This is a genomic window from Jeotgalicoccus halotolerans (genome assembly GCF_003387165.1).
GTDB classification, from domain to species: domain Bacteria; phylum Bacillota; class Bacilli; order Staphylococcales; family Salinicoccaceae; genus Jeotgalicoccus; species Jeotgalicoccus halotolerans.
Window position 1 is genome coordinate 1 of sequence record NZ_QUMW01000013.1, and the last position, 13,047, is coordinate 13,047.

At 36.0% G+C, this 13,047-nt stretch carries 12 protein-coding genes; 10 read left to right on the forward strand and 2 right to left on the reverse strand.

Features of this window, described 5'->3' with window-relative positions; translation table 11 throughout:
- Nucleotides 1-92: 92 nt before the first annotated feature.
- A complete protein-coding gene (locus DFR63_RS08430) occupies nucleotides 93-335 on the reverse strand; it encodes a hypothetical protein (protein ID WP_115885514.1) in 243 nt (80 codons plus the stop codon).
- Between the two features lie 472 nt (nucleotides 336-807).
- On the opposite strand from DFR63_RS08430, the gene DFR63_RS08435 reads away from it, so the two are divergent.
- The gene (locus tag DFR63_RS08435) at nucleotides 808-2,007 is read left to right on the forward strand and encodes a cation:proton antiporter (protein ID WP_115885515.1); all 1,200 of its coding nucleotides are present in this window, start codon (nucleotides 808-810) and stop codon (nucleotides 2,005-2,007) included.
- Nucleotides 2,008-2,270: 263 nt separating this feature from the next.
- Nucleotides 2,271-2,711, forward strand: a complete 441-nt coding sequence (locus tag DFR63_RS08440; RefSeq protein WP_115885516.1) for an antibiotic biosynthesis monooxygenase family protein — start codon at nucleotides 2,271-2,273, stop codon at nucleotides 2,709-2,711.
- A 226-nt stretch (nucleotides 2,712-2,937) separates the two neighbouring features.
- On the opposite strand, the gene DFR63_RS08445 is transcribed toward DFR63_RS08440, so the two are convergent.
- A complete protein-coding gene (locus DFR63_RS08445; RefSeq protein WP_115885517.1) occupies nucleotides 2,938-3,417 on the reverse strand; it encodes a TspO/MBR family protein in 480 nt (159 codons plus the stop codon).
- Nucleotides 3,418-3,594: 177 nt separating this feature from the next.
- Here DFR63_RS08445 and DFR63_RS08450 point away from each other — a divergent pair, with 177 nt between their 5' ends.
- The 8 genes from DFR63_RS08450 (at nucleotide 3,595) to DFR63_RS08485 (ending at nucleotide 13,045) form a co-directional block, all read left to right on the forward strand.
- Entirely contained in the window at nucleotides 3,595-4,092 is a 498-nt protein-coding gene (locus DFR63_RS08450; protein WP_115885518.1) for a glycosyl-4,4'-diaponeurosporenoate acyltransferase CrtO family protein, read from the forward strand.
- Between the two features lie 10 nt (nucleotides 4,093-4,102).
- Nucleotides 4,103-5,221: a glycosyltransferase family 2 protein gene (locus DFR63_RS08455; protein ID WP_115885519.1), complete on the forward strand. Its 1,119-nt coding sequence runs from the start codon at nucleotides 4,103-4,105 to the stop codon at nucleotides 5,219-5,221.
- 116 nt (nucleotides 5,222-5,337) lie between these two features.
- On the forward strand, nucleotides 5,338-5,952 hold the full coding sequence (locus DFR63_RS08460) for a TetR/AcrR family transcriptional regulator (RefSeq protein ID WP_115885520.1): 615 nt from the start codon (nucleotides 5,338-5,340) through the stop codon (nucleotides 5,950-5,952).
- Nucleotides 5,953-5,993: 41 nt separating this feature from the next.
- Nucleotides 5,994-7,043, forward strand: a complete 1,050-nt coding sequence (gene fni / locus DFR63_RS08465) for a type 2 isopentenyl-diphosphate Delta-isomerase (protein ID WP_115885521.1) — start codon at nucleotides 5,994-5,996, stop codon at nucleotides 7,041-7,043.
- A complete protein-coding gene (locus DFR63_RS08470) occupies nucleotides 7,036-8,541 on the forward strand; it encodes a phytoene desaturase family protein (protein WP_115885522.1) in 1,506 nt (501 codons plus the stop codon). Before fni ends, DFR63_RS08470 begins: the two co-directional genes overlap by 8 nt.
- A 4-nt stretch (nucleotides 8,542-8,545) precedes the next feature.
- A complete protein-coding gene (locus DFR63_RS08475; protein ID WP_162842326.1) occupies nucleotides 8,546-9,430 on the forward strand; it encodes a phytoene/squalene synthase family protein in 885 nt (294 codons plus the stop codon).
- A complete protein-coding gene (locus DFR63_RS08480) occupies nucleotides 9,423-10,913 on the forward strand; it encodes a phytoene desaturase family protein (protein ID WP_342767907.1) in 1,491 nt (496 codons plus the stop codon). The genes DFR63_RS08475 and DFR63_RS08480 overlap by 8 nt, the downstream gene beginning before the upstream one ends.
- A 566-nt stretch (nucleotides 10,914-11,479) precedes the next feature.
- The gene (locus DFR63_RS08485; protein WP_115885525.1) at nucleotides 11,480-13,045 is read left to right on the forward strand and encodes a glycosyltransferase; all 1,566 of its coding nucleotides are present in this window, start codon (nucleotides 11,480-11,482) and stop codon (nucleotides 13,043-13,045) included.
- Nucleotides 13,046-13,047 lie beyond the last annotated feature (2 nt).

Here is a 13,047-nt window from a genome sequence, read left to right on the forward strand (position 1 = left end):
GTTCATTCGTTGAATACCTTATGTTTGATTTCAAGAGAAAACTCCCCCTAAAGTAGTTTACTTTTTTAAGTGTCTACTTTAGGGGGAGCATATCAATAAGAAGAATGGCTGGGTTTCTTAGCTGTATAAAATTCTGTTGATAAATTTTCTAAAACAGAGTCATCATTTAAACTTATCTGCTCTTCAATCACCGGCTGTATTTCTGAAGTCGCTCCCTGATTCTCTTCAAGATTATTTGCGGCCATAATAATAAATATAATGAGTAAGGCTATACTGATCAGCATCAGAATGAAAAGTATGATGACAGTCAGTTTAGATTTGTCTCTCTCTTTCATAAAAATATCTCCTAGTTTACTTTGACTTGATTATATCATTCAGTAAATTACCGGGAGGGGTTCCATTGTCATTTGTCGAAATTTATTCACAGGATTTCCAGATGCAAGTATCCGTCCTGAATATTATTAATACTAGTAAAAAGGATGTCAAAACTATTCGGCTTGATATCCTTTTTTGTATACATCATTAATTAATCTACTGACTGAATCCAGGCAGCCACATGGATAACTGCGGGATAAATGTGATAATCAGCAGACATATAACCATCGCAATGATAAACGGAACGACTGCAGCTGCTGAAAAAGTGAGAATCTGAAGTTAATAATGAAATTAGTATATACAGTAATCATTTGCATAAGTACAATACAGATGTACTTGCAATGAAATGATTATATTATTGGATAGACTGATTAATTATATAACAGTTCAGACATGCTAAGTACATAATACTGAATGAAATGAGTTTTGAATATGCTTGTTCACAATCTATTAGTCGACAATCTTACATCAGTATGGTGGATAGTACTGGTAGCAGCACTTGCACCCATATTTGCCCTTATATCGCACAGATACGTGCCAGATGTAGTGTGGCTACTTGCATTCGGAGTCATCATTGGCCCTAACATGTTTGGGTTGGCTGAACAGACTGAAGCTGTACAATTTCTTCGTGAATTGGGGATGGGTTTTTTGTTTTTGCTGGCAGGTTTTGAAGTCAGCACCTCTGATATGCGAGCGCGCCAAGGTAAACATGCTGCTCTCACATGGGTGATTTGTATCATATTAGGCGCTGGTGCCGGTCTTCTACTTACAAATTTTGAGTTCCGTGTGGCTATAGTACTTGCTATCGCGTCTACTTCAACAGCACTCGGAACATTGTTACCCATCCTGAAAGACTCAGGGGAGATAAATACCCCGCTCGGCAAGGCTACAATGACACATGGTGCGTACGGAGAGCTGCTGCCGATTGTGGCAATGTCACTGCTGCTTTCCACGTTTGCAACTTGGCAAGCTTCATTGATTCTGATTTTTTTCGCCATTATAGCTGTTCTGATAGTCGGTATTCCAATACGATTCATTCGAAGAGTACCGCTGCTAGGCAAAGCCGTAGTGTCAGTATCTAATACTACAATGCAGACAACGCTTAGAATGACTGTCTTTGCATTGGTTACCCTGATGCTGCTCACAACAATATTTGAACTTGATATCGCGCTAGGAGCTTTTTCTGCTGGACTCCTCCTCAACGTGGTCTTTAAAACTTTTTCTCCAGAACAGGGAGAGGAAGTTGCCCATAAAGTCGAAGTTTTAGGATTCAGCTTTCTGATTCCAATTTTCTTCGTCACCAGCGGAATGGAAATCAGTCTCTCTCAGGTGTTGAGAAACTGGCAACTTTTGCTGGGTTTCATCACATTAATTGCAACTGTTCGCGGTTTAGTCGTATTCCTTAGAGAACGTTGGAGCAATACATATTCCGGTATTAAATCATCGAGAGAACAAGTTGCGTTAGGACTATATTCTGCTACTGGGCTGCCTATCATCGTCGCGGTGACCCAGATCGCCGTGTCTTCGGAGATTATTGACCAGGGAACAGCTGCTACTATGGTAACCGGAGGAGCTCTGACTGTGCTCATATTTCCTTTTACCGCTAAACTCATAATGCGTAATAATGGTTAATGAGTATTACTGCCAGACTAAAAGGCAGTTCTTAATAATTCTGAGAAATATTTATTAAAGAACAAGGTTCTATTAAATATTTATCCATCCGTATGAGATGAATATGAGTCACTTGTAATCATCTCTATAGATTTCACTAGTCGTTAAATTAGGTTAAAGTGCATCAAAAATAATTCTTATATATTTTAATTGGTTTACAATCGGTCGCTTGAAGAGAAGCAAGTATTTAAAATTAGAAATAAATTGAAAATGGAGGGTTTAATATGTTAAGAAATAAAGTACATCGTATTTCCATAAATCAAATTAACAATGAAGTAACTATAAATAAATTTGGTGAAACGCAACAATATACAATTCTGGAAGAAATCGGGACAACACCTGAAAGTGGCCATGCAGTCCTAAACTACTTATATGTTAACCCTGGTTACGAAGAGGATTTTGAGCGTGTTTTTTTAAATAGAGATCATCATTTAAGGAATACAGAAGGATTTCAAAGCTTATTATTTTTAAGACCTGAGGACCTACATGTGCATTATGTGATTGTTACAATTTGGACAGATGCAGCCGCTTATAATAATTGGCAAAGTTCTGGAGAGTATAAAGCTTCTCACCAAAAAAGAGGAACTAAAGAAGGTGCTGATCAGAATATCATAAACAGAAGTTTATCTTTTAATATTAGCGTAGATTTGTCTAGTGAGTTTTAACTCTATTAATCCTTAATGAATTATAAATAAAAGATAAGTTAAAGAGTTTAAAAATCTTGTTAATTAAGTTTTAAATTTGCCCTGATGATAAAGATTCGAAAAAAATTTCTAATTGCTTAGTACTATATTAAATTCCTATATATTAAAATATTTCTAATTGAGCTTATTCAATCGTTAAAAAATCAACGTCAGGGGATAAGCTCTTTTTTGAAGTTTATAAACTAGTTTAATTTTTAACTTTCACATCTTTTCTGTTTAAGTACCAGCTTCCTAATGTCAAGTAAGCTGCAAATGTTGTCCATAGAGTGTATGGAAGCAGAATAATACCATACCATTTATTTACTTTAAAAAATTTCAATAACAAAGCGTACATCGTGCTCCAGATCATAATACTGTTTATTAAAGCTAATTGACGCTTTCTTAAACGAAAAAATAAGAACGACCAGGTGTAGTTAATTAAAAGATGAACCTTAAACAATTTACTTGCCTCACTATTACCTCTTTTTTTAACAAGTGCATGTGCAAGTCCCATTGTCAAATAAAGAAAGGTCCACATAGGAGCAAAAATTTTACGTGGTGGAGCAAAGGGCGGCTGTTTGAGTTTTTTATATTGTTTTGGCGCCGATTTTGTAGATAATTTACCAATTGTTTTACCTAATATAAGCGGAGTGACAAGATTAAACATAAATTGAATGAATGATTTCATAGTTCATCCTCTTTTCTAAAAATTAAGTTAATTCTATGTTATATTTACATTTAAATTTAGGCATTAGTTTTTGTTTAAATAATACTGTGTAATAATTGTTAATGCTACTATATTTTTTTTATATTGCTATTATTAAAATAAATAAAATTCTCTTAATCCACGAGGGGCTGTTTCATTTTGCTTAATTTAAGAAAACTTTTAAAACTGCTTCTTCTCAATGCTGCTTTATGGGGATTCATCCATTATATTATTTCTTATATATTTTTACGCCTCAATAACCGGATTTATTTCAATGGTTTCTTCAGATTAAAATCATATTCTTTTGAAAATAACGGTGTCTTTTGGAGTAAACTATTTCACGTCAGAAAATGGAAAAGAAAAGTTCCCGAAGGCAGTCAGATCTTTGCCGGAAGCTATAATAAGTCGGAACTTCAGGATAAAAGTCCGGCTGCATTAAAATCCTTCATTACAGAAATTAACCGTGCTGAAATTACTCACTGGATGATTATTTTCTCTCTGCCGATTATTTTTATATTTAATCCTAAATGGACTTATTTAATTCATGGACTCTATGCACTTGTAAGTAATATTCCTTTTATAATAATTCAAAGATATAACCGTCCGAGATTTGAAAGATTGTATACACGTCAGCTTAAAAAATATGAATTGAACTGAGGTTGATGAAATGATTCAAATTTTAGTATTTATTTTTATACTTATAGGAATCACCGGCGGCAGACTCGTCTTCTTCAATCCGAAATTTGTGACACAAACAAATATAAATACCGTAAAAAACGCCCCTATAAGCATCATCATCCCCGCCAAAAATGAAGCAGGGAATCTCACCTCTCTCATAACCAGTATTTTACAACAGACTGCCCAATGCGAAATTATTGTAGTTAATGATGCTTCTGATGATGATACTTCAGCAGTGCTTAAAAATTATGATGTACTTGAAGTCAAATTGAGAGAAAATCCTTGGAAGGGGAAAAGTTTCGTCTGCTATAAAGGTGTGGAGTATGCATCTCATGAATTAATTATCTTTATAGATGCAGATATAGTATTTACGGATAATCGCGCTCTCGAACAGATGATTTCTCTATATGCTAAACAAAATAACTCTGGAGTCCTGTCAATCCAGCCCCGGCACAGAACTAAAAGATTGTATGAAAAACTGTCAACAGTCTTTAACCTTACTACAGTCATGGGAATAAACGTGTTCTCAGCGTTTAAATCATTAAATACTCTATCAACAGTATTCGGACCTGTGCTGATGACTAATCAACGCGACTATAAAGTGACCGGCGGACACAAGGCATCTAAAGCAAAAATCATTGAAGGTGAAGGAATTTTCACTGCTTATCAGAAAAATTCACTTCCTGTAAAACTTTTTCTCGCAGGAGACAGTATCGGCATGCGGATGTATCCGAATGGTTTGAAAGAACTTAGTGCGGGATGGTCAAAACATATTGCCCGGGGTTCAACCAATACCCACCCAATTCATATGGCGATGATTATTTTATTTCTCGGGTGCGGTATCACTGCTTTTTCGTTTTTATTGATCTCTTTGATAGTTCCCAATATATCAGTCATATTTGCACTTGCAGCATATATACTTTACGGTATTGTATTTTATTTTCTGGCCGATAAAGTAATCCGGCTTAACGTGATTGATATTTTTATATTTCCTTTATACATCGTGTTCTTTTTCATCATTTACGGTTTATCCTGGTATAACATCAACATCAAAAAACAGGTTATATGGAAAGGCCAGCAAATTGCAGTTAAAGATGATAATGATTAATACAATATGTAAAGCAGCAGTTTCCGTAATTTCAAAAACACTGCTTTTTTAAATCCTATTATTTGACCAATTTGGTCAAATAATATAATAATATTTTCAAATGGAGGAATTTGAACATGAAATCTTCCTTTAAACGATTGAAGCCCGATAAACAAAAAGTTATTTTAACGTCAGCAATTGAAGAGTTTTTTGAATACGGCTTTAAAGATGCCTCCACTAATCGCATCGCAGATAAAGCAAAAATTTCAAAAGGTTCACTGTATTATTACTTTGGAAGTAAATCTGATCTATACACTGCCTGCCAGCTTTATACTTTCAATGTATTTAAAGATTTCGCTGATACTTATACTCAGACATATGAAGGCTTCATTGAACGTTTAATACGCGTGAACAGCTTTAAGCAGCAATTCCAAAATAAACATCCTGAAGCGCTTAATTTTTTCATTACCCAATACTATAAAGGGTTATTCCCGGAAGAGGTGTCAAAAGAACTCAAAGAGATTGATTCTAAATTTAAGCTCAGATTAGCAGAAGACATTAATTTCAGCTTATTCAGAGACGATATTAATGTTGATCATGCTATGCAGCTAATTACCTGGACCATTCAGGGATATGAACATGACATCAAACAGCAGACTATAAATAACAGTTTTAATTATGATAATCTCGAGCAATGTTTTGAAGATTCACGTATTTATTTTGATACTTTAAAAAAAGTATATTATAAATAGCATCCTGTCTTGCATCATTCTAACTTTAAGGAGATCTGTTCATGACAAAGACTAACGAAAGAAGTATAAGAAAAGACGAACATGTCAGATATGTACTGAATCAGACGGAGAAAAACGAAACTGATTTTAATCGTGTGCATTTAGTTCATCATTCACTGCCGGATTTTAACCTTGAAGATATTGATTTATCTTCCTCTTTTGGAGTTATTAATTGGGCAGTACCTCTGTATATTAATGCGATGACAGGCGGCAGCGAATGGACAAAAGATATTAACGAAAAACTCGCGCTGGTTGCAAAAGCTACCGGTCTTCCAATGTCACTTGGCTCCATGCATGCTGCTATCAAAGATCCTTCGGTGGAATCAAGTTTCTCCATTGCAAGAAAAATGAATCCGAATGGTTTTCTAATGGCAAATGTTGGTGCAGATGTACCTGTAGAGCATGTGCACGAAATAATCGAATTAATTGATGCAAATGCACTTCAGATTCATATTAATGCAGCTCAAGAATTGATTATGCCGGAAGGCGATCGGCAGTTTAAAAATTGGAAGCAAAATATTCAGCAAATTATTAATACAGTGGATATTCCTGTCATCGTTAAAGAGGTCGGTTTCGGAATGAGCCGGGAGACAATCAGTTCGCTGCTGGAACTTGGGGTCATCTATATTGACATCAGCGGCCGCGGGGGTACGAATTTTGCTGAAATAGAAAACCTCCGGCGTAAAAACCAGGAAATGGATTATATGCAGACATGGGGACAATCCACGGTTATTTCATTGATAGAATCAGAACATTTTCAAAAAAATGCTCATATTTTAGCGAGCGGAGGTGTTACAACTCCGCTCGACGCTGTTAAATGTTTAGCTCTTGGCGCACGGGCTGTAGGTTTATCCAAAATTGTACTGGAGCGTGTTATGAACGACGGCGTAGATAATACAGTTCAGTTTATTAATGATTTTATATATCAAATGAAAAAAATTACATTACTCACTAACTCCCGAACTTTGAAAGATTTAAACAGCACACCAAGAGTTTTATCCAGCGAATTGGAAAATTGGAAAACACAAAGAATGGGGAATGATGATGAATAAAACAGTTACAGTTATTGGTGCCGGTGTCGCTGGACTCGCAAGCGGAATTCGTTTACTTAATGCAGGTTACGAAGTCACGATAGTTGAACGCCATCATAAAGTCGGCGGAAAAATGAGCCAGCTGGAATTTGACGGATATAAGTTTGATCTTGGCCCGACAATTGTCATGATGCCGGAACTATACCGTGAAATTTTTGAACTTGCTGGAAAAAACCCCGATGACTATATTCCATTAGAACGTATTGATCCTATGTACAGCAGTTACTTTGATGACGGCAGTACACGATATCGTGCCACAAATGATTTAGTTGAAACTGTGAAGATGCTTGATTCGTTTAATGATACTGACAGCGAAGGTTTTCTAAAGTATCTGAGCGACTTATATTCCAGATTCAATGTTGCTAAAGATCATTTTCTGCAGCGATCATTCCGTTCAAAAAAAGAATTCTACAATCCTTTTATTATCAGTCAGGGATTGAAGTTAAAAACTTTAAACTCAGCCGATAATTTATTACGTAAATACATAAAAGATGATCGTATGAGACAGATGATTGCATTCCAGACACTCTACATAGGTATTTCGCCATTTAAAGGCCCTTCGCTGTATACAATTATACCGATGATTGAATATGTGTACGGCATATGGTTTATAAAAGGCGGTATGTACAGCATGGCAAAAGGAATGGCAACGCTTTTTGAAGAAATGGGCGGCACATTGAGACTGAACAGCGAAGTTGAACGTATTGTTATTGAAAAAGGCACTGCCAAAGGTATTGAAGTTGATCAGCAAATTCATTATTCAGATTTTGTAATGTGTAATGCCGACTTCCCGTATGCTATGAAACATCTGGTTAAAGAAGAGAAATATAAAGGTAAATATACTGATAAATATATCGATGAAATGGATTATTCCTGCTCATGCTTTGTAATGTACTTTGGTATGGATAAAAAATATGATGAAGTCATTGATATTCATAATTTTGTATTCTCCAATGATTTAGATACAAATATCGACCAAATATTTACCGGTGACACTATTGATGATCCGTCAATCTATATGTATATCCCTTCAAAAATCGATTCATCACTTGCTCCTGAGGGAAAAGATGGCGTTTATGTTTTAATACCAGTGTCTGATTTATCTACACTAAAATCAAAATGGACAGAAGAAACATCGCAATTCTATCGTGGAAAAGCAATTGATAAAATTTCAAAACTGCCCGGTATGGAAAATTTTGAGTCAGAAATTATTACTGAAAAACAAATGACACCAAAAGACTTTGACAATGTATTTAATGCATATAATGGTGCTACTTTCGGTCTCAGACCAACGTTGACTCAAAGCAATCACTTACGTCCGCAAAGTACTTCTCCTAATTGTAAAAATTTATATTTTACAGGCAGCAGCACACATCCCGGCGCAGGTGTACCTATAGTATTACTGTCAGCCAAAATCGGAGTCAATGATTTAATCAATGACGAACAGTCAAAGGGGTGACAAAGTGAACCAATTAAAATTAGATTATAAATATTGCGAAAGCGTGATTAAAAAACATTCCAAAAGTTTTTATTATGCTTTTTCCAATCTAAATACACCGGATCGTAATGCAGTCTACGCTATTTATGCATTTTGCCGGATGGCAGATGATGCTGTAGATAATGCAACAGAGCTTAATGAAAAAATAAATAATATCGATAGAATTCGAGATGAACTAGATTGTTTTGCTGAGGGTAGTACTCCAGACACCCCTCTCTGGCGGGCTCTGGAAGACGTTAAAAATAATTATAATATCAGCCTTGATTTGATGTATAAACAGCTGGACGGTCAGCAGATGGATATTAATTTCATACAGCCTGAAACTATTTATGATTTAGAGCATTATAGTACTCATGTTGCCGGTTCTGTTGGACTGCTGCTTCTGCCTATTATATGCAGCAGAAATACTGAAATAAGAGAACATGGTGCTCAAAGCCTTGGAGTTGCCATGCAGTACACGAATATTTTACGTGATGTGGGAGAAGATTTTAAGACACTCGATAGAATTTATCTGCCTAAAGAATGGACGGCGGAATATCAGATTACAGCACGAGATTTATCCTCCGGTAAGATAACACCTGACTTCATCAATTTATGGGAGAAAGTCGCTTTAGAAGCCGAGAAAAAGTATGATGCTTTCATGGATGAAATAGTTCACTATAAACCCGAAGCACAGCTTGGATTAATGCTTTCTGTACTTATATACAGAGAGCTTTTGGATGAAGTTCGCCGAAATCAATATGATTGTCTGAACAAAAGACAGGTTGTCTCTCTGGTCAAAAAAACTAAAATAAAGATGGAAGCTGAGAAGATGTTGAAGTCAATGAGAGTAGGTAATTCTTTTGGATAAAAAATCAGTCCTGGTTATCGGCGGAGGTCTTGGCGGATTATCAGCAGCTATTACGTTAAAACAATATGGTTATGATGTTACAGTCATTGAAAAAAATAAACACCTCGGCGGTAAACTGAACAGACTTGAACAGGACGGCTTCGGTTTTGATTTAGGACCGTCACTTCTCACAATGCCTGAAGTGTTTGGCCGTTTGTTTAAAAAGAGCGGTTTGTCAATTAATGATTATATTAATATTACTGAGCTGCCTCTGCAGTGGCGAACCTTTTTTACAGATGGTGCAATCATAGATTTGTATAGGGATTTGAACGTGATGCAACAGGAAAATCCCAAGCTCACTCAAAAAGATTTAAAAGAACTTGAAAACTTTTATCATTATGCAGAAAAACTCGATAAGATTACTGAAGCGGGGTACTTTAATCAGGGTCTCGATAACTTGGCGGATATTATTAGATTTCATGGCCCATTAACTGCACTCAGTTCATTTAACATCAGCGCAACAATGCAGCAGGCCATCGATAAAAGAATCAGCCACCCGCACTTGAGAGATATGCTCGGATATTTTGTTAAATATGTCGGTTCAAGCGCTAAAAATGCTCCTGCTATTTTAAACATGATGGCTTATATGCAGAAAAAACAGGGAGTTTGGTATGTAAAAGGCGGTCTGCACAAATTGGCAGAAGCCATTGAAAAATTAGCCCGGGATATCGGTGTAGTGTTTATGACTGATACTGAAGTGAAAACCGCCGTTACCAGTAAGGGGGCTGTGAACCGTCTTATTCTGGACGATGGCTCGACGATAGAAGCGGATATTTACGTTTCTAATATGGAAGTCATCCCTTTCTATCAGAAGGTGCTGGACACTCTTCCCAAAAATATTAAAAAGATGAAAAAGAAATTTCCGCCTGCCAGTTCTGGACTTGTTATTCACTTAGGTGTAAATAAAACATATCCGGAGCTCAAACATCACAACTTTTTCTTTTCAGCGGATTCTGAAAAAAATTACCATCTGGTCTTTGATAAAAAAAGACTGCCGGAAGATCCGACAATTTATCTTGTCAATCCAAATAAAACTGATCCCTCCCAGGCTCCGGCAGGCCATGAGAACCTGAAAATTCTTCCTCATATTCCAGCACTGAATAATATTGAATATACTAAAGAGGATTATATGGCATTCAGAGAGCTGGTCCTCTTAAAACTTGAAGACATGGGTCTGAAAGATTTAAGAAAGCACATCGTTACAGAGTACATTCTGACACCCCACGATATCGAATCGATGTACTTATCAGACAGCGGTGCTATTTATGGTACGTTATCCGACAAAAAATTAAATCAAGCCTTTAAGCATCCGAAGAAATCGGATTTTATCAGCAATTTGTATTTCGTCGGAGGTACAGTTAATCCAGGCGGAGGTATGCCGATGGTGACCCTAAGCGGACAAAATGTTGCGAAACTGATTGCAGAAGAAGATTCAAAAATATAACCAGGGATTTCAATGTATTTCAAGACAAAGCTCCTCCTTAAGTAATTTACTTTAGGAGGAGCATCTTATTTTATATATTATTTGTCTTAATCCGCATTTCTTCATTGCAGTATTTTTTACAATTAAGTCATTAAATATTATAAATACTATTTTATCACTCATTTTTTCCAATATCTTACTCAGGTTAGTCTTTTGAAATTTCTTATCAATATTACTTGTCACTTCATACAGAATAATAACGACATATTACTCTTATAATAATATGGTCAGCACGACACGCTGTTTTTTCTGCCGGATAAATTAATGCTCTAATCCAGCAGCCTAGAATCTTGAACACTGTGTCAATCAAAATTAGGGTCTTCATACCCATAATTAGTATTATCTTTTAATGTAAATGGCAAATTTAAGAGTATACAGTCTATACATGTTAAAATAATAATTTAAGGTTGCACAATTCGTTAAGCTTGTATTTCAGTAAATATATGTACGCAAGGCTTTTCTTTTGTTATAGATTCAAAGTAATATAATAGTACTCTAATGAATGAGAATCAGATAAGGATGATTTTATGAAACCCAGGATTATTATTCTACTTAATTCCATAGATGTAAATAAAGGCGGGCTTACGCACGCATCTCTGCGGCAGGCCAGTACTTTTGCTGATGCCGGCTATGATACCCAGATACTGACATTCCACTATGAACCACGCTTCCCGATAATCTGTAAAAAGCTCAAAGAAATGGGCAAGATCAGCGAAAAAGTTGTTATACGTAATATGTTTGAGGAACTGGCATTATACACTGATAAAGATAAGGTTAATATCCGTAAATTGAAAGTAAACCTTTCCGATTATGAAAAAAGCTATGCCATAATCCAAAGAAAAAACTACAATGCTTATAGACTTTATAATAATGGGATATATGAAAAATATATCGCTCTTCGGGATGATGACACTCTCGATTTTATAGACTACTTCAATGAAAATCGCTACAGGGTGAAACGAGAGAATTATAACTATTACGGTCAAGTGAGCAGAGTACAGTATTTCAGCTATGAAGACAACAAGTTCAGGCAGCAAGTCTTCTTCGACAAAAGAGAAAAGGCCATCTTCAGTTTCTGGCGTGAGCCTTCCACTGGGAAGACTAGCAGGATCATCCATTTCGGTTCAAATAATGAAGTCATCAGTGAAACAACTGGCAACACTGTGCCCCATAAACTCTACTGGCTGAAAAGTGTATTAAACGAATCGAAGTCAAAAATAATGGCCATTTCTGATACACGCAGCACTGACGAACTGCTTGTTAAACTGAAACATTCATACACAACAAAAGCACTGCGTATACACAGCAATCACCTTATAAATCCAGATAATCCTGATTCCGAACTAAATAAACGAAATGGCTTTGCAATAGAAAATATACAAAGTGTCGATGCACTTATCGTTCTAACAGAAAAACAGAAACATGATATAGTCAGCCGTTATGGACATGAGGACAAAGTTTATGTGATTCCGAACTATTATGATGCGAATGTTCCTAAAATTACAGGGCTAAAATCTATTTTAACCACTATGAAACAAGACAGCAGTGAAAGAGACATGTCTAAAGTTGTCATCGTATCAAGATTTTCAGGAATCAAAAACATAGACCATACCATTAAGGCATTCAAAAAAGTCATCGCGGAAGTACCTGAAGCTAAATTAGAAATCTGGGGATCCGGGGATAAAGAAAAAGAATATGCAGGCATGATAGAATCATTGGGCCTCGATGATAACGTGCTGATTAAGGGGTATACTCAGAATCCGGGAAAAATATACCAAAGTGGCGCTTTATCCGTTCTAACTTCTAACGCTGAAGGTTTCTCCCTTGCGGTCATGGAAAGCATGGCAAATAAAACACCAGTCGTCAGTTATAATATAAGGTATGGTCCATCTGACATGATCGAAGATGGTGTAAATGGTTTCCTCATAGAAAAAAATGACATAGAAGCACTATCAGAAAGAATCATACAAATGCTGAAAAACCCTAAAAAAACAAGAGATATGGGCAATAAAGCAGATAAAACAATACAAACGAAATTTAGCAAAGAAATCTATCAGAAGCTATGGTTTTCTCTCACAGATAAACTGCTTTAAGG